Consider the following 17,630-nt stretch of genomic DNA (forward strand, 5'->3'; position numbering starts at 1 on the left):
GATTATCCTTTCACGGAGCCGGTCATCAGACCGCGCACAAAGAAGCGCCCGGCGACGATGTAGACAAAGAGCGTCGGCAAAGCGGCCATGATCGCCCCGGCAAAGTGGACGTTGTATTCCTTCACCCCGGTCGACGATTGCACCAGGTTGTTCAGCGCAACGGTCATCGGCTGGCTGTCAAAGTCACTGAACGACGCCCCGAACAGGAAGTCGTTCCAGATGTTGGTGAACAGCCAGATCACGCAGACCACCGCAATCGGGCCGGAGTTCGGCAGAAGGATGCGATAAAAGATGGTAAAGAAACCCGCCCCGTCGATCTGCGCCGCCCGCACCAGCTCTGTGGGAAACGCAGCGTAGTAGTTGCGGAAATACAGCGTCGAAAAGCTGACGCCATAGATCACGTGCACAAAGATCAGACCGGACACCGTGCCGGAGATGTTCAGGAACCCCAGCGCACGCGCCATCGGGATCAGCACGATCTGGAACGGGATGAAACAGCCGAACAGGATCAGGCCAAACAGGATGGTGTCGCCGCGAAAGCGCCATTTGGTCAGCACATAGCCGTTCAGCGCGCCAAGCAACGTGGCAATGGCCACCGCCGGGATCACCATGAAGAACGAGTTGGCAAAGTAGGGCTTCAGCCCTGTCGCCGCGACGCCCACCTGCGCCTCGGACCATGCACTGCGCCAGGCGGCCAGCGTCCAGTCTGACGGCAGCGCCATCATCCCACCCGACGTGATCTCGTCCAGCGGCTTGAGAGAGTTGGACAGCATCACATACAGCGGCAGCAGGTAGTAAATGCAAAACAGCCCAAGGATGACATACAGAACGATCCGCGGAATATTGACCGACGCGCGTGTCTTGCCACCCGGCGGCGGTGTGCCCGTGCCTGCGGTGACGGCTTCGGATGTGGGGGCAGTGGCCATCACTTCTTCTCCCGCAGTTCGGACCAGAGGTAGGGAATGATCACGGCGGCAATGGTCAGCAGCATGATCTCTGCCGAGGCCGCGCCGACACCCATCTGGTTGCGCGTGAATGTGTAGGAATACATGAAGGTGGCGGGCACCTCCGTCGCCGTGCCGGGGCCGCCGTTGGTCAGCGCCACGACAAGGTCGTAGGATTTGATCGCCATGTGCGCCAGCACCACGAAGGCCGACAAAAACGCCGGGCGCAGCTGCGGAATGACGATCCGGCGGTACAGCGCAAAGGTCGACGCACCGTCCACTTCGGCCGCTTTCAGCATCTCGCCGTCGATGCCACGCAATCCGGCCAGAAACGTCGCCATGACAAAACCGGAGGTCTGCCAGACGGCAGCGATCACGACGGTATAGATCGCCATGTCGCGATCCTTGATCCAGTCGAACTCGAAGCTTTCCCAGCCCCAGCCCTGCACCACGGCCTCCAGCCCGATGCCCGGATCCAGGAACCATTTCCACGCCACACCCGTGACGATGAACGACAGCGCCATCGGGTACAGATAGATCGTGCGGATGAAGCCTTCGGCCCTGATCTTCTGATCCAGCAAAATCGCCAGTGTCAGCCCCAGCAGGCAGCAGATACCTATGTACAGCCCGCCAAAGATCAGCAGGTTGTTGACCGCGATATCCCAGGTGCGCAGCTTGAATAGAGTGGCATAGTTGTCAAAGCCCACCCATTCGTAGCTCGGAAGCATGCGGCTGTCGGTAAAGGACAGATACGTCGTGAAAAAGATAAAGCCGTAGACGAAGATCGCCATCATGGCGACAGTCGGGCTCAGCACCAGCTTGGGGAGCCAGTCCCGCAAGCTGCGTCCGGTCATGGGTTGGGCCACGGTGGCCTCCCTGCTTGTCATTGGGGGGAATTGGAGAACGGGCCGCCCGACGATGGGCGACCCGCGTTGGCGTCAGTGACGCTTAGAGCATCGCGGATTCGACGGCGATCTGCAGTTCTTCAACCGCGTCCTGGGAGGACATGTCAGAGTTGAAGTGCTCGGTCACCACGTCAAACATTGCGCGCTGGACCGAAGAGGTCTGGCCGTGGCCGTGCGCCATGCTGCCCAGAAGCGCGTTGTTGTCAGCGGCTTCGACGATATCTTCCATCGCTTTCTGACCGCAGGCGTCGAAGTTGTCCGGCGCAACGTCGGTGCGCGCGGGGATCGAGCCTTTGACAAGGTTGAACGCTTCCTGGAACTCCTTGGACATGATCGACGCCGCCAGCTCCATCTGCGCGGGCTTGGACTCTTCGCTCACGTCAAATGCACCAAAGAAGTCGGTGTTGAACAGGTAGGACCCTTCGGTGCCCGGAGCCGCCACGCACAGGATGTCTTCGCCCGGCACCATGTCGGCACGGATGATTTCGCCCTTGGCCCAGTCGCCCATCAGCTGCATCCCGGCTTCGCCGTTCAGCAGCATCGCGGTGGCAAGGTTCCAGTCACGGCCAGAGAAGTTCTCGTCCACATAGCCCGACAGCTTGCGCATCTGGTCAAAGACCTGAACCATCGTGTCTGATCCGAGCGCGTCCATGTCCGCCTCGATGATGGCCTTGCGGTAGAAGTCGGGCCCACCGATGCCCAGAACGACGTCGTCAAAGACGGTCGCGTCCTGCCAGGGCTGGCCGCCATGCGCCAGCGGCGTGATGCCTGCTTCCTGCAGCTTGTCGGCGGCTGCATTGAACTCTTCCCATGTGGTCGGCGGGGTCAGGCCCTGCGCTTCAAAGATTTCCGCATTGATCCACAGCCAGTTGGGGCGGTGAATGTTCACCGGCGCGCCGACCCATTTGCCATCGTTCACGGCAAATTCCTGAACCGCTGCCGGCACGACCTCCGCCCAGTTGTTCTCTTCGGCGACAGAGGACAGGTCGCCCAAGGCGCCTTCGTTTGCCCACTCGCGCAGCTGCATACCCAGCATCTGGGCAGCGGTCGGCGGGTTGCCGGCGGCGACGCGGGCCTTCAGCGTGGTAGAGGCGGCTTCACCACCGCCGCCCGCAACAGGCATGTCCTGCCAGCCGACGTTCTTGGACGCCAGATCTTCCTTCAGCACGTTGAGCGCGGCAGCTTCGCCACCGGCGGTCCACCAGTGCAGAACCTCGACCTCTTGCGCCATTGCAGCGCTGCCGATCGCGGATGTGAAAGCCACTGTCGCCAGCAACTTCGATGTTTTTGTAAAAGCCATGATTTCCTCCTCGTTGGCCCCTTGCCTGACGTCCTCCCGCCATGGCAAGGTTTGTTTGGTCGGAAAACAAACATAGCCAGTTGCGACTGTCAACCACGTTGAAATGGCAGCAGACCTGCCCCATACGGGGCATCAGACCAGAGGGAGGACCCACCGTCATGTCGATGCCCCTGGCCGTTCGCCAGATGAACGAAGCCCGCGTTTTGGCGCGCCTTTTGAACGTGGGCCCCATGAGCCGCGCAGATCTCGCGCGCGAGCTTGATGTGACCCGCTCTACCGCAGGCAGTATAGTCACCAGCCTGATCGAGGCGGGAAAGGTCGAGGAGTTCGATCCAAAGGCAGTGCCCGGCCTGGATCCCGGCGAAAATCATCCGATTCGCACGGGCCGTCCGGCGATCCAGCTTCGGCTTATCCCCGATCATGCGCTGTTCCTCGGCGCCTACATCGGCGCGCGGGAATTGCGGCTCTGTGTGGTCGATTTCACCGGAACGGTGCGCCACAGCTTCGTGGAACGCCTGCCAAAGGTCTACCCGTCCCCGGAGGACATCGCGCAGCGCCTGGCCGACATGGTGACGACCTTTGTGGCGACCCTCCCGATGCCAGCCACGGTACGTGGAATAAACGTGGCCGTTCCCGGCATCGTTGATTTTGGGGGGGATATCTTGCGCGCCCCGTCCATGAACTGGCGGCGCACCTCGTTCCGGGAGATGCTGCAACAGCGGCTGACGGGCATTTGCGTGCATCGTTTGGTGAATGACGCGAACGCTTTTGCCATGGCAGAAATCCAACGCCTTGATGCTGAACGGTCCCAGGAAGCCGTATTTCTCCTGCTCGAAGATGGCGTGGGCGGATGTGTGCAAAGCGGCGGACAACTGCTGGAAGGGACCAATGGGCTGGCCGGCGAAATCGGCCACATGCCCGTTGGCGATGGCGGGCATTGCAGTCACACCGGCATCGCGGGGGCCTTTGAAAACTACGTCTCCCGCCCAGCCGTCCTTGCGCACTTTGCCAACCTCGGCGGCATCGGCACCACGCTGGGCGACTATCTCGACCGGCTCGATGCGGGCGATCCACTTGCGCAAACAGTGCTGGACGTCTGGGCCAATGATCTGTCGCGTGGTCTCGCGATCCTGACGGTGCTGCTCAACCCGGAACGCATCGTGATCGGTGGGCGCGTGGCCCAACTGGCCAAACGTGCGGAGCTGCAAATCGCCACTTGCCTGCAACAGCGGTTGATGGCGGAAACACCTCCTCCGGCCCTTCTCGTTCCCGAAGCAGGCGAAGCCGGGCCAGAAATCGGCGCGGCGCTGATGTTGCATCGCGCCCATTTTGAGGATTTCGGACCTTTGGGGGAATTCCAGTCCCTCAGCATCGGCTGACCGGGTTTCGGGCCTCCGAAAACAGCACCAATCCTCGACGAGCAAACGCAGCCTATCTGCGTCTGCCTGCGGAACAGTCGCGCGGTGCGCCTCGATCAGTGTCTAGTGCCAGTCCACGAAGGCGGCTTTGGCCACTGATCTCGAACGCATGGCGACACAGTGGCTTACTGCGCAAGGCGTCCCGCCGCCCTGTCGCGGCGGCATTTTGCGATCCGGCAGAGGACCCCACCCCGCACCCAGACGATTGAAACCGATCAGCCTGACCGCCCAACGACCGCGCACGGACGCTCCCGAATGAACAGGCGGCCTCCTGACCGTCACACCTCGACGGATAGCGCAGACACCAGACCTCAGCCAACTGCCGTGATCGAGTATTCAGGCGTTCCGTCCCAAACGAGATCCCAGGACGCGCCGGGGCGCACGTTCTGGATGGCGCGCGGCTCGAAGCACACCAAACAATTCCCGCCGGGCGCAGGCGCCCTGACCGATGGGTAGATCAGCCCACGCGAGCCGCCCCGCCGAAGATGCTGGGCGAGGCTCTGCCCCTCCGGATACCCGATTTCGGGAACCTCGTTGAGCGCCGGATGCGCCGGTTCATCGGTGATGTCGTCAAACATCCCGATGAAATCGGCCAGCAGCTCCACATAGCGGACGCGATCCACGAAGCAGCCCGTGTAGCCCAGCTCTCGCGTCCGGTGGAATGCGACCTCGCTGACGGAAACCATGACGTCCCAGGCGCAATACCAGGCGCCACGCTCGTCACCATTGAACCGATTTCCGCCCGTCCGCGTGTAGCTAAACGCAGCATTCACATGGCTTTCCCCATAGATCCGCAGATCCCGACTGCGACGCTGCCAGGACAATTCACGCGGATCGATATGTGGATTGCGGCCGCGTTCCGCCAAAAGACGCCCGCTGGTCATGCCCTCGATCTCGGCGAGAATGTCCAGTTCGTCGTCGCTGTCGACGAGGCCGCGCAGCGTCGGCGGCTTGTGATATGTCGCAGGCAGCAATCGCGTCAAACCACGGTCCGAAATCTCGGTTTGTTTCACGCGCCACCACGCAGCGCATCAAGATAGGTCCGTATCGCCAGTATCTGGGGCAGCCCCCCTTCGATCGCGGTCTCGACCGGACGCTGCCCGCCGAACAACGGCCCCTCGTTTGGCCGCGTGACCCAGGTCCGTGCCAGTGTGTCGGAGAAATAAAGCTCAAGAGATTTGTAAATGCCGATCACCGCGCTGAGACGCAGCAGCTGATCCTTGGTCAGTTCGCCGGCAAAGTCAGGCTTCTTGGCACGTTTCCAGGTGCTTTCGGACATATCCGCAAGTCCAGCCGCATCCTTCAGGCTCAAGGCCCAAGCGTCGACAACCCGTGCATAGGCCTTCAGCGCAACGGCATTGATCTGTCGAGGCTCTCGTTTTTTTGCGACAACTTGCATGACGGCTCTCCTGCGTATCCATCAATATAGGCCATATGCACCCCAAGTAAAGACCACATGACCCTTGCAATTGATGGACCGGATCAGGTCCATGCGTCGTCACCAGCGCCCCCGACCAATCTCGATGACCATCCACAATGCCCAGTCAATATGTTCAACGGCCAAGGAAACAATCCCTCCGCTGCAATGACCGAAGTGAATTCGCACTTGGAGAAGGCTATGCACAAATGAAAGGCTCATCACCTGTCGCCCCGCAAGCACCGACACTGTTCAAAGCCTCGGAGCCCATCTTCCGCCGCGCTCCGTCGCCGGATCAGCGCCCGACAAACAGCGCCGACCCCGCTGATCCGACCACGACTCACACCGGAAAATAATGATTGACGTCAAACATTATTGCCGCCGATACTGCACCCAGGAGAGGGGGCCGTCTGATCGACGCCGCGCCCGGAGGAGGAGACAGGCATGACGATTGACGACACCCGCATGGCGTGGTGGCGGCCGGATGGCTCCGGCCCCGCGCTGCTCGACATAACGCTGGGCGACATGCTCGACCAACAGGCCAAAGCCATGCCGGACAGCCCGGCGATCGTGGTGGACGAAGGCGCGGGCACGCGCTCCACCAGCTGGACCTACGCCGAGTTGAAGCACCACGCCGACCGCGTGGCGCGCGGCCTGATGACCCATGGCATCCGCGCCGGCGACCGTGTGGCCGTCATGGCCTACAACTGCGCCGAATGGGTCCTGCTGGAATATGCCCTGGCCAAGATCGGCGCGGTTCTGGTCACGGTGAACCCGGCGCTTTTGCGCGATGAAGTCGCCTATATCCTGACGCAAGGGCGCGTGGCGGCAATGATCTTCGTCCCCCGGATGCGCTCCAACGACATCACCGCCAGCCTGCAAGAGCTGATGCCGGATCTGGCCGACCTCAAAGGGGGCAAGCGAACAGCGCCCAAGGACTTGCCGGACCTGCGCCTGCTGATCGGCGTGGGCGAGGACGCCCCCGGCTTTGCCCTGCCGTTCGACGCATTGGACAGCGCCGCCGGCGACACCTCCGACGCCGACCTTGCCGCGCGTCAGGCACAGGTGGCCCCAAACGACATCTCGCAAATCCAATACACCTCCGGCACCACCGGAAAGCCCAAGGGCGCCATGCTGACCCACCGGTCCACGCTGAACAACGCGCGGCTGATGGCGGATCGCGGCGGCTTTGGCCCGGACGACACGCTGATCTCGGCGATGCCGTTTTTCCACACGGCGGGCTGCGTCTGCAACGTCATGTCCGTGCTGGTCAGTGGCGGGAAACTCGTGACGATGGACAGCTTTGATCCGCGCCGGATGCTGGAACTTTGGCACCACCATCGCCCCACGATCATCAACGCCGTGCCCACCATGATGACGCGGATGATCGAACATCCGGACATCGATCAATTCGACATCCGGACATTGCGCACGACCTTCACCGGCGGCACCAGCATTCCACCCAGCCTGATGCGCATGATGCAGGACCTCACCGGCGGCGCACCGATGATCATCATGGGCATGACCGAATGCAGCCCGATCATCACCCAGACCAGCAATGCCGACGATCTGGAAACCCGGCTGACCACCGCCGGCACCCCCCTGCCCCACACCGAAATCCGCATCGTCTCGCCCGAAACGGGGGAGGTCTGCGCCTGGGGGGACAGCGGCGAGCTTTGTATTCGCGGCTATCTCACCATGGCGGGCTATTTCGACATGGACGACAAGACGGCAGAAACCATTGATGCCGACGGCTGGCTGCATTCGGGCGACCTTGCCGAACTGTCCGCCAGCGGGCACCTGCGCATCGTGGGCCGCCTGAAGGACATGATCATCCGCGGCGGCGAAAACGTCTTTCCGGTGGAGATCGAGGACTGCCTGCTCAAGCACGACACCGTGTCCGAAGCACAGGTGATCGCCGTTCCAGACCCCGATCTGGGCGAGGAAATCTGCGCCTACGTGGTGCCCGCCCCCGGCGCGTCGGTGGACCCGAAAGAGCTTCAGACCCATTGCAAAGAGCACATGGCCCGCCACAAGATGCCGAAATATATCATCGGGATCGACGCTTTGCCGCTGACCGCCAACGGCAAGGTGCAGAAATTCGCCCTCCGCGATCAGGCCACCAAGGGCATCGCCTCCGGTGACGTGCAGCCGGTGCCACGATGAGCGCGCCCTTCCTGTTCGAGCGCGACGGCGCCACCGCCATCCTGACCTTCAACCGGCCAGAGCGGCGCAACGCGATGTGCCCGGAAACCGTCTGCCGCTTTGCCGATGCGCTGGACGAAATCGCAAGCGATGACGCCATCCGCGTCGCGATCCTGACCGGTGCCGGGGACAAGGCGTTCTGCTCCGGTGGGGATCTGGCGCTGACCCTGCCGCTCCTGTCTGGCGACCGCGCGCCTCAGACCGAATTCGACCACCGCTTTCTGGATGACCCGCGCATCAATGACTGCATCGCGGCGCGCGGCACCGCCATGAACAAGCCGATCATTGCCGCAGTCAACGGCCCGTGCATGGCCGGCGGGATGGAGGTGCTGTTGTCCACCGACATTCGCCTTGCCGTGCCGGACGCAGTCTTTGCCCTGCCCGAAGCAGCGCGCGGCGTGATCCCCTTTGCCGGGGCGCTCGCCCGCCTTCCGCGCCAGATCCCCTATACGGCGGCGATGGAAATCATGCTGGCCAACGTGCCGATGGATGCGGACACTGCCCTGCGGCACGGGCTGATCAACCGCATCGTCGCCGCCGAGGATCTGATGACAAGCGCCCGCGAGCTGGCCGACCGCATCGCCAGCCATGCCCCCGTTTCCGTCCAGCAGATCAAGGCCACGGTACAGGCCGCCATGGGCCGCCCGCTTGAGGACGGCTTTGCCCTCGAAGACGCGGCCAAGGCCCGTGTCATGGCCACCGAGGACGCCCGCGAAGGGCCGCGCGCCTTCATGGAAAAGCGCGCCCCGCAGTACAAAGGACAGTAAATGGACCTCAACGGACAGGTGGCATTGGTCACAGGCGCGGGGCGCGGCATTGGCCGCAGCATCGCACAACATCTGGCACAGGCCGGGGCCAGCGTCGTGGTGAACGACCTTGATGCCGCACCCGCGCAGGACGTGGTGGATGAGATCACCCAAGCCGGGGGAAAGGCCGTCGCCGTCGCCGCCGAAATCGGCACCGAGGGGGCGGCAGAAACCTGCATCGCGGCAGCGCTGGACAACTTCGGTCGCCTCGACGTTCTGGTGGCCAACGCCGGCGTGCTGCGAGACAGTGTCTTGTGGAAGACCGAGGACGACGCCTTTGACCTGGTGATCCGCACGCACCTGCGCGGCACGTTCCAATGTGGTCGCGCCGCCGCCCGCCACTTCCGCGAGGCAGGGCACGGGGGCGCCTTGGTGCTTGTCGGCTCTCCCGCCGGGCAATTGGGCAACTTCGGCCAGACCGCTTATGCCGCTGCAAAGGCCGGCATCGCGGGGATGACCCGCACCTGGGCCGCCGAGCTGCAGCGCGCAGAGGTCGCCGTGAACGCCATCATCCCCACCGCGCTGACCCGCATGACCGAAACCATCCCGCCGCTGGCCCCTTATGTGCAGGCGATGGAACGGGGCGAGCCGCTGCCCGAAAAGCTGCGTGCCGATCTGGGCATCGGCCTGCCGGAGGACATCGCGCCGCTCGTGGTCTACCTCGCCTCGCAGGCCGGGCGCGCCACCACCGGACAATGCATCGGGATCGGCGGCGACCGTCTGGCGCTTTGGTCGCATCCGTCGGAGCATCGCGTACAGACCCGCTCCGGCGGCTGGACCCCGGACAGCATCGCAGAGGCGTGGCCGGATCTGACCCGCGATGCGCTGCAACCCTTTGGGATCACGATGGATCTGTGATCAAGGGGGCGCTCAGGCGCCCTCGTCATGCGTCCGCCGCAGGTTGCCCGCCACATGGTCGAGCAGGCTCAAAAGGCTGGCCTTTTGCCGCTTGGTCAGACCAGCGGTGATCGTGGCCTCATGCTCCGCAACACAATGCTCCAGCGCGACCAGACGCTCCGCCCCGTCGTCGGTCAGAAAGACCCGCCGCACGCGCTTGTCCTGCGCAGATCGCTTGCGCTCCACCCAGCCTTCGCGGGTGAGCGTCTCGATGATCGGCACAAGGCTGGACCGATCGAGAAAGATCGCCTCCGCCAGCCGGGTCTGCGGGATGCCGGGATTGGCCTGCACCAGCTTCAGCAGGCCAAAGTAGCGCGGCGCGGCGCCAAAACCGCTGACCTTCTGCTCAAAGGATTTGTACGCGGCAATCTGCAACAGACGGATTCGATAGGAAACGGAGCCTGACAGCGCGTCAGGCTCCTGCATGTCAGCCACATCTCGCATGATGTGGTCGTCTGACGTCATTCCATGCTTCCCGGCAGGGCCAGAACGAGCGCCGGAAAGGCGATCAACAGGATCAACCGCAGCACGTCGATGGTCACGAAGGGCAGCACCCCCCGGAAGATGGTGACCAGCGACACGCGATGCGCGATGGAGTTGATGACATAGACGTTCATGCCCACGGGTGGCGTAATCAGCCCCAGCTCAACCGTCATGACAACGATGATTCCGAACCACACCGGATCGAATCCCAGTGCCGTGATGACCGGGAACACGATGGGCACCATGAGGATGATCATCGCCATCGCGTCGAGGAAACAGCCCATGACAAAGAACAACAGCAAGATCAGCGCCAGCGTGCCGTAGCGTCCGGCCCCCAGTTCGGTCAAGAAGGTGGTGATCTCCTGCGGGACCTGCGTCACGGCCAGGAAATAGCCAAACAGCGTCGCGCCGATCAGTACGGTGTAAATCGCAACCGATGTCCGCAGCGCCTCCACCAGACTGTCAAGCAGGGTGGACCACGTCAGCCGTCCGCGCAGCATTCCGATCACCGCCGTCAGCAGCGCCCCAACGGCTGCGGCCTCGGTCGCGGTGACGACGCCAAAGTAGATCGACAGGATCACGGCGATGAACAGCAGGCCCACGGCCCAGACCCCGCGCAGCGCGGCCAACCCTTCGGACAGGCTGAACTTGTCCGCCGGGGGCAGATGCCGCCCGTACCAGACGCGCACGGTCAGCATGTACATCAGCACCGCAAGGATGCCCGGCACCACACCGGCGATGAACAACATGCCGATGTCCGTCTCGGTGATGAAGCCATAGATCGCCAGCACCACAGAGGGCGGGATCAGGATGCCCAGCGTGCCGCCCGCCGCAATGATGCCCGTGGCGGCGGCGTCGGGGTAGCCGGCTTTCTTCATTTCCGGATAGGCGATCTTGGTCATGGTGGCAGCGGTGGCCACGGACGACCCGCAGATCGCCGCAAAGCCGCCGCAGGCCCCGACAGAGGCAAGGCCAAGCCCGCCTTTGAACCCGCCAAGCCACGCGCGCCCGGCACGAAACAGCTCTGCCGACATCCCCGAATTCGTCGCCAGCACCCCCATCAGGATAAAGAACGGGATCAGCGTCAGGTTAAAGTCGGTGATCGACGAGATCGGCGATTGCGACAGCAGGTTCATCGCGGGCACCGGGTGCACCACCATGGCAAAGCCGCCCACGCCGACGATCCCCATGGCGATGCCGATGGGCACCCTCAGGGCCATCAGCGCAAACAGCACGACGAACCCGCCAGAGGCGATAAATCCGTTGGTCATTATTTTTGATCCTCAAGCAGGCTTTCGTCGATGCCGTCAAATTCCCCCAGATCCACACCGTCGCGCAGCACGCGCCACAGGCGCAGCGCCGTGGTGAACACCGCCGCCACCAGCCCCAGCCAGATCGCCGCAAAGAACGGCCAATGCGGCAGGCGCAGATCCATCGTGGTGTCGCCGCCGCCCATGGCCGCCTCGACCCGGTTGCCGATCTTCCACGTCAGCGCGATGGTGAAGGCCAGCAGCACCAGCCAGGCAAACACGTTGATCCAGCGGCGCGCCTTGGGGCCAACGGCCTGTGCCAGAAGGTCGACCTTGATGTGGGTGCCGTGCCATCCGACAGAGGCCAGCCCCCAGGCAATCGCCACGCCAAGGATCAGGCGCGACAAATCGAAGGCATCCGGCAAGGGCCGTGCAAAACCATACCGCCCGATGGCAGAGGCCACCACCAGCAGCGTCACAAGGCCCAGCGTGATGCCCGCGATACGCTCGACAAACTGGACCACCCGATCAATCGGGCGCAAATTCGGGGATTCAATCGTCATGGGGACTCCGCAGAAAAAAGGCGCGCGACGGAGGGCCGCACGCCTTCTGTGTCAGTCTCAATAGGCGGCGTCGTTCGCTTCGAGCGCAGCCTTGTAGGCGTCCAGAATGGCATCCGCGTCACCGCCTCTAGCCGTGACCGTCTCTTTCCACTCGTCGATCAGCGGCATCGCCGCCTCACGCCATGCGGCAACCTCTTCCTCGGTGGGCGTGTTGAAGGTCTGGCCGTCCGCCATCAGTTGATCGCGCGCTTCCATATCCGCATCGGCCCAGCCCTGAGCCACTTTCCCCGACCATTCGGGGCTGCAATGCTCGTCGATCACCACCTTGTTCTCGTCGGACAGGCGGTCATAGCTGTTCTTGTTCATCACCATGACCTGAGAGGACAGGTAGAACGGCATATCCAGGTGAACGGGCACCTCTTCCGTCAGGTTGAAGTCATACATCGCGCCCCACGGAAAGGTCACGGCCTCTGCCGTGCCCTTGGACAGCGCCTCGCGTGCTTCGGGTGCGGGCACCTGCACCGGACCACCGCCGAGCATCGACACGAACCGCGCCATCGTGGCGTGCGCCGGGCGAATGTTCTTACCCGCGATGTCCTCGGGTTTGGTGATCGTCTCCTTGCTGTGCAAGGCACCGGGGGCGTGGGGATGAACGAAGCAAAGTTTGACGTCGCTCATCTCCTCCAGTCCACCATTCTCGCTGTACCAGTTGTGGATGGCCTTCGACGCACCGACGCTGTCGTCCGTCATGAAGGGGATTTCGGTCAGCGAAAAGATCGGAAAGCGCCCTGCGGTGTAGCCGGGGTTCACATAGGCGATGTCCACGATGCCCTGCGCGGCCATATCGTAGTGGTCGGGCGCCTTGCCCATTTGCTGTGCCGGAAAGATCTGGATGGCGATCCGCCCGTCAGAGGCCTCCTGCACGGATTCAGCCCACGGGTTGATCCCACGCGACGCCGGGGCGATGGTTGGCGGCACCCAATGGGACAGGCGCAACGTCACCTCCTGCGCCTGAGCGGGGATCGCGGTGACAACCGAAAGCAATGCGCCAAGCGCAACAAGATTTTTCATGATTCCTCCCTGTGAGCCGGCCTCCCCGCCGACTTCTATTTGATGGATATCAAACAATATCCACAACTCAAACACTTTCTTTACCGTCCCACGCGCACGTGAGCGGCGTCAGTTCAATTGCACCGGCAGATTCAGCGGCCCGCGGAACCCAAAGCCCTTCCAGACCACGGTTTCCGGCGCCACCAGCTTCATGTCGGGGAAGCGTTCAAAGATCAGCGGCAGCAGGATCTTGCCGACCATCAGGCGCGCCATATGGGTGCCCATGCAGTGATGCGGCCCGCTGCCAAAGCTCTGGTGGATGTTGCGCTCACGGAAGGCGTTGAACTGCTCCGGGGCCTCGAACCGATCCTCGTCATGGTTGGCAGAGGCCTGGATGGTCATGACCACCTCGCCCTTCGGAATGGAAAGACCGCGAATTTCCGTATCCTCCATCACAAGCCGAGAACTCGCCTGGATCGGCGCGACCCAACGCACCCCTTCCTCGAACGCGTCGGTCCATTTTCCACTCTCCTTGAGAGCGTCCAGCTGGTCGGGGTTCTGCAACAACCCATAGAGAATCGTCAGCATGGCATCGCGCGGCTCGTTGATGCCGCCACCGATGGCGATCTTCAGGTTCGACACGATCTGACTCCAGGCAATCGGGTCGTCGGCATTCACCATGACAGACAGCGCAGACTGATCGGGATCGGCGCGCAGCCGCTCGGCATTGCGCGCGATGCATTCGTTCATTTCGACGTTGGCCTTGGCCACACGATCGAACGGCTCGTCGAACCAGCCAAAATTCCCGGCCCCGTCGATCAGCGCCTGCGACCAGTGCTGCATCTGATCGTCGGTGGCGTCCGGAATGCCCAGAACATCGGCCAGGATACGCGCCGACAAAGGCCCCGCCAGCGTCGGAAACAGGTCCACCGCCTCGTCGCGCGGCAGCCTGTCGAGATAGGCATGCGCGTGCGTCTCGTAGGCGAGCGACCAGATGCCCTTCAGATTGCGCGCCGAAAACGTCGGCGTCATCGCCATGCGCTCGCGCATATGCTCTTCACCGTCCTTGCGCATCAGCGTGTGCGCCTCGAAGGCCTTCTCCATCGGCGTGGATGGATCGTTGGAGCTGAACAGCTCCGGGTTGTCCTTCACCGCGCGGCAATCCTCGGCCTTGGTCAAAAAGGTCCGCTTGACCGCCTCCACCCTGATGACCGGGCTTTCCGCGCGCAGCCGTTTGTAGATCGGATATGGATCGTCGGTCAGCTGATGAATGGTGATGTCTGTATCAATAGGTGCTTGAGGCACTGGTCGTTTCCCCCTCTCAGGCCACCGCGAGCCGGGCTCGTCGGGGCTGTCTCCTTACATGTCACGGCACAAAGCCCGCGCCGATTGCGGTTCAGCCGTCCCTGGCCTTACGCCCACGGACCGCCACAGCGTCAGGCCGCAGGCCCCTGCCCGCTTTTGCGAATGCCGCTGTATTTTCGAAGCAGCGCCGCAAGCTGCTGCTCTTCCTCCCGGGTCAGGTCGTGCTGGTGATAATCGTCGTGGCCAAAGAACGCCGCATGATGCGCCGTGATAAAGGCCTCGCCCGCGTCGGTCAGATGCAACAACACGGATCGACGGTTGCCATCCGGGATGACACGCCGCAGCCGCCCCTGTTGCTCCAGACGGCGGATCATCTTGCTCATTTGCGCAGGTTTGACCCGCAGCGTATCGCCCAGATGCCCCTGTCGGACACCGGGGTTGAGCTTGACCAGCCACAGCAACGAATACTCGCCCGGTCGCAGCTTCAACTCGTCAAAAGCCGCGTAAAACCGCTCGAAGCTGCGCACCTGCGCCACCCGCAACAAAAAGCCCAGCGAGTCCTCCAACTCACCAAGCGCCACGGCCTCCGCATCGCTGACGATCGGCGCATCGGCCATCGTGCGATCCTCCCCCTCAACGTCTTTGCGAAAACTATGTCCGCATATTGTTTCTTTGTAAAATGTTTTTATTGCAACAGGCGTGCAGCCCGTGACCGCCATGAAATGCGTTTGCGCCGATACCGACCCAACCCTACTGTCCCCATAGAATGCGCCCCTGCGCCGCGCCACAAAAGGAACCCCACATGGCCAAGGTCAAAGCCGCCGTCTGCCACGCCCATGGTGAACCGCTCATCATCGAAGAGATCGACATGCGGTCTCCGGAGCTGGGTGAACTCGATGTCCGCATCGACGCCGTCGCGGTGTGCCATTCGGATGTGTCGCTCTGGCAGGGGGGCTTTGGTGGGCCTGTCCCGGCGGTCTTTGGCCACGAGGCCGCAGGCACCGTCGTCGCGGTCGGCCCCGGTGTCAAAGGCTTTGCCGAGGGCGATTCCGTGGCGGTCACACTGATCCGCGCCTGCGGCCAGTGCCCCTCGTGTGGCGCGGGCCACCCGACCGTGTGCGAAAGCCCCGGCGATGCCTTTGACGGCCCGCTCACCACCGCCAGCGGCGAAAAGATCTGGCAGGCGCTCTTTACCGGGGCCTTCGCGGAACGCGTCGTCGTGGATCAATCCCAGGCGGTAAAGATCCCCGACGATATTCCCAAGGATGCCGCCGCGCTGATCTCCTGCGGGGTCATCACCGGCCTTGGCGCGGCGATCAACACCGCCGATATTCGCCCCGGTCAGGACGTGGTGGTGATCGGCGCGGGTGGCGTAGGGCTTAACGCGATCCAGGGCGCACGCATCGCCGGGGCCCGCCGCATCGTTGCCATCGACACCAACGCCGACAAGCTCGAAGCCGCCAAGCAGTTCGGCGCCACCCACGGCGTGCTTGGCGAGGGAAAACCCTTCAGGGAGGTGAAGAAGCTCCTTGGCGGTCGCGGCGCGGATGCGGTGCTGGTCACGGTGGGTGTCGCCTCGGTCTACGATCTCGCGCCGCGCTACCTCGCCAACCGGGGCAAGGTGGTGATGGTGGGGATGCCGCACTTCGGCTCCAACGCCAGCTATTCGCCGTTCATGATGGCCGACGCGGGGCAGTCGATCCTTGGCACCAAAATGGGCGATGTGGTGATCAAGACCGACATTCCGTGGATCGTCGACATGTATCAACAGGGACGTTTGAAGCTGGACGAGCTGATCTCTGGCCGGTGGTCGCTGGATCAGATCAACGAGGCGATGGCCGACACCATGTCCGGCACCGCGCGTCGTAACGTCATCGTCTTCGACCATGGCTGAGGACGCCTCCAGTCACGCCATGACCGTCTCGCCGTTGGCGGCACTTGGCATCGACACCCCGCCGCGCGCGCCGCATTTCATCGTGACGCTGTATGGCGATGTGGTGGCGCCGCGGGGCGGGGCGCTCTGGATGGGGTCGCTCATCACCGCCTGCGCCGCGCATGGGTTGAGCGAAAGCCTCGTGCGCACCGCGGTCTCCCGCCTCGTCAGCGCCGGGCGGCTCGAAGGGGTCAGGCAGGGGCGACGCAGCTATTACCGCCTGACCGACACCGCACAGGCAGAGTTCCGCGCCGCCTCTCGCCTGCTGTTCGACCCTCCGCCCGCGCCGGAGCATTGGCAGATCGCACTGCTCGGGGCCGAGCACGATCCAAATCCGCCTTGGGTCCGGATCGGCACGGGCGCAGCCCTCGCGCCCTCAACCGCCCCTGCGATTCCGGGCGTGGTGATCCTGTCTGGCACACCGCAGGCGGGCGACATGAAGCCCCTCGCCGCCCGGCACTGGCCACTTGCCGAGGTCGCACAGGCCTATCGCAGCGTGATCGACCGCTTCGCCGCCCTGCCTGAGACACCGGCGCCGAGCGACGCGCTGGCCCTCCGTTTGAGGCTGGTGGATGACTATCGGAGCGCAGCCCTCGCCGATCCGCGCTTGCCGCGTGACGCCCTGCCCGAGGATTGGCCAGAGCCTGAGGCACGCGCCCTTTTCTCGCGCCTCTACCGGCACTTGTCCCCCGCCGCTGACCGCCAGATCACCGCACTCTTTGAAACCCAAGCCGGACCGCTGCCCGCAACAACGGCGGAGACCAAAGCACGGTTCGACGGCCTGGCGCCCATCTGAGGTCCAAGAAGCATCACGGACCACAGCAAGTCATATGTGCCACGTACTTCGACGTGAATTTGCGAAAGGGTTTCAGCGGCTTTGGGGGGGGGGGCGGATGGACCCATTTGGCACAGACACGCGCCGCCCGGTCGTCCCTCTGCGGTGGCCTCCGCACCGCCAATCCAGCGGCGCTGGACAGTCCAAAAAGCGGCGGGAGAGCGAAAAGTTGTCAGCTGACAATTTAGATGTGATTTGCATGCTTTTACTTCGGCAGCATTGTGCGCCTCGGGCAGTCAGCCGCCAAACAGAATTGGACGACCCACGGTTTGACGCACCGTCCGGCGGACAGTTTGACAATCGACGGACCTGTCATCGC

At 63.3% G+C, this 17,630-nt stretch carries 17 protein-coding genes; 6 read left to right on the forward strand and 11 right to left on the reverse strand.

Annotation, left to right across the window (positions count from 1 at the left end; translation table 11 throughout):
• Nucleotides 1-2 precede the first annotated feature (2 nt).
• From J4E08_RS13545 to J4E08_RS13555, 3 genes are all read right to left on the reverse strand, one after another.
• Complete coding sequence (locus tag J4E08_RS13545; protein ID WP_349538951.1) at nucleotides 3-926, reverse strand: carbohydrate ABC transporter permease; 924 nt, start codon at nucleotides 924-926, stop codon at nucleotides 3-5.
• Nucleotides 926-1,798, reverse strand: a complete 873-nt coding sequence (locus J4E08_RS13550) for a carbohydrate ABC transporter permease (protein WP_183968730.1) — start codon at nucleotides 1,796-1,798, stop codon at nucleotides 926-928. The genes J4E08_RS13545 and J4E08_RS13550 overlap by 1 nt, the downstream gene beginning before the upstream one ends.
• Before the next feature lie 94 nt (nucleotides 1,799-1,892).
• A complete protein-coding gene (locus tag J4E08_RS13555; RefSeq protein WP_349538952.1) occupies nucleotides 1,893-3,149 on the reverse strand; it encodes an ABC transporter substrate-binding protein in 1,257 nt (418 codons plus the stop codon).
• Nucleotides 3,150-3,307: 158 nt separating this feature from the next.
• Between J4E08_RS13555 and J4E08_RS13560 the strand changes: the two genes are divergently transcribed.
• Nucleotides 3,308-4,528: an ROK family transcriptional regulator gene (locus tag J4E08_RS13560; protein WP_349538953.1), complete on the forward strand. Its 1,221-nt coding sequence runs from the start codon at nucleotides 3,308-3,310 to the stop codon at nucleotides 4,526-4,528.
• A 350-nt stretch (nucleotides 4,529-4,878) separates the two neighbouring features.
• Here J4E08_RS13560 and J4E08_RS13565 read toward each other — a convergent pair whose 3' ends face one another.
• Nucleotides 4,879-5,580, reverse strand: coding sequence for an RES family NAD+ phosphorylase (locus tag J4E08_RS13565; protein WP_349538954.1), 702 nt, complete (start codon nucleotides 5,578-5,580; stop codon nucleotides 4,879-4,881).
• On the reverse strand, nucleotides 5,577-5,966 hold the full coding sequence (locus J4E08_RS13570; protein WP_183968435.1) for an MbcA/ParS/Xre antitoxin family protein: 390 nt from the start codon (nucleotides 5,964-5,966) through the stop codon (nucleotides 5,577-5,579). The genes J4E08_RS13565 and J4E08_RS13570 overlap by 4 nt, the downstream gene beginning before the upstream one ends.
• 462 nt (nucleotides 5,967-6,428) lie before the next feature.
• Here J4E08_RS13570 and J4E08_RS13575 point away from each other — a divergent pair, with 462 nt between their 5' ends.
• The 3 genes from J4E08_RS13575 to J4E08_RS13585 are packed head-to-tail and all read left to right on the forward strand — an operon-like array spanning nucleotide 6,429 to nucleotide 9,853.
• Nucleotides 6,429-8,150: an AMP-binding protein gene (locus J4E08_RS13575; RefSeq protein ID WP_349538955.1), complete on the forward strand. Its 1,722-nt coding sequence runs from the start codon at nucleotides 6,429-6,431 to the stop codon at nucleotides 8,148-8,150.
• Complete coding sequence (locus tag J4E08_RS13580; RefSeq protein WP_349538956.1) at nucleotides 8,147-8,956, forward strand: enoyl-CoA hydratase/isomerase family protein; 810 nt, start codon at nucleotides 8,147-8,149, stop codon at nucleotides 8,954-8,956. The genes J4E08_RS13575 and J4E08_RS13580 overlap by 4 nt, the downstream gene beginning before the upstream one ends.
• The gene (locus J4E08_RS13585; protein ID WP_349538958.1) at nucleotides 8,957-9,853 is read left to right on the forward strand and encodes an SDR family NAD(P)-dependent oxidoreductase; all 897 of its coding nucleotides are present in this window, start codon (nucleotides 8,957-8,959) and stop codon (nucleotides 9,851-9,853) included.
• A 12-nt stretch (nucleotides 9,854-9,865) separates the two neighbouring features.
• On the opposite strand, the gene J4E08_RS13590 is transcribed toward J4E08_RS13585, so the two are convergent.
• The 6 genes from J4E08_RS13590 to J4E08_RS13615 form a co-directional block, all read right to left on the reverse strand.
• Nucleotides 9,866-10,357: a MarR family winged helix-turn-helix transcriptional regulator gene (locus J4E08_RS13590; RefSeq protein ID WP_349538959.1), complete on the reverse strand. Its 492-nt coding sequence runs from the start codon at nucleotides 10,355-10,357 to the stop codon at nucleotides 9,866-9,868.
• Nucleotides 10,354-11,646, reverse strand: coding sequence for a TRAP transporter large permease (locus J4E08_RS13595; RefSeq protein WP_183968443.1), 1,293 nt, complete (start codon nucleotides 11,644-11,646; stop codon nucleotides 10,354-10,356). Before J4E08_RS13595 ends, J4E08_RS13590 begins: the two co-directional genes overlap by 4 nt.
• On the reverse strand, nucleotides 11,646-12,188 hold the full coding sequence (locus J4E08_RS13600; RefSeq protein WP_349538960.1) for a TRAP transporter small permease: 543 nt from the start codon (nucleotides 12,186-12,188) through the stop codon (nucleotides 11,646-11,648). The genes J4E08_RS13595 and J4E08_RS13600 overlap by 1 nt, the downstream gene beginning before the upstream one ends.
• Before the next feature lie 57 nt (nucleotides 12,189-12,245).
• Nucleotides 12,246-13,259 carry a TRAP transporter substrate-binding protein gene (locus tag J4E08_RS13605; RefSeq protein WP_349538961.1) on the reverse strand — a complete coding sequence of 338 codons (1,014 nt, stop codon included), beginning with the start codon at nucleotides 13,257-13,259 and terminating at the stop codon, nucleotides 12,246-12,248.
• Between the two features lie 108 nt (nucleotides 13,260-13,367).
• Nucleotides 13,368-14,543 carry a cytochrome P450 gene (locus J4E08_RS13610; protein ID WP_349538962.1) on the reverse strand — a complete coding sequence of 392 codons (1,176 nt, stop codon included), beginning with the start codon at nucleotides 14,541-14,543 and terminating at the stop codon, nucleotides 13,368-13,370.
• 131 nt (nucleotides 14,544-14,674) lie between these two features.
• Nucleotides 14,675-15,160 carry a MarR family winged helix-turn-helix transcriptional regulator gene (locus J4E08_RS13615; RefSeq protein WP_349538964.1) on the reverse strand — a complete coding sequence of 162 codons (486 nt, stop codon included), beginning with the start codon at nucleotides 15,158-15,160 and terminating at the stop codon, nucleotides 14,675-14,677.
• Between the two features lie 185 nt (nucleotides 15,161-15,345).
• Here J4E08_RS13615 and J4E08_RS13620 point away from each other — a divergent pair, with 185 nt between their 5' ends.
• The gene (locus J4E08_RS13620) at nucleotides 15,346-16,437 is read left to right on the forward strand and encodes a Zn-dependent alcohol dehydrogenase (RefSeq protein WP_349538965.1); all 1,092 of its coding nucleotides are present in this window, start codon (nucleotides 15,346-15,348) and stop codon (nucleotides 16,435-16,437) included.
• Entirely contained in the window at nucleotides 16,430-17,272 is an 843-nt protein-coding gene (locus J4E08_RS13625; protein WP_349538966.1) for a PaaX family transcriptional regulator C-terminal domain-containing protein, read from the forward strand. Before J4E08_RS13620 ends, J4E08_RS13625 begins: the two co-directional genes overlap by 8 nt.
• The last annotated feature ends 358 nt before the right edge of the window (nucleotides 17,273-17,630 follow it).

The sequence above is a fragment of the Sagittula sp. NFXS13 genome, from assembly GCF_040148795.1.
Lineage (GTDB): Bacteria > Pseudomonadota > Alphaproteobacteria > Rhodobacterales > Rhodobacteraceae > Sagittula > Sagittula marina.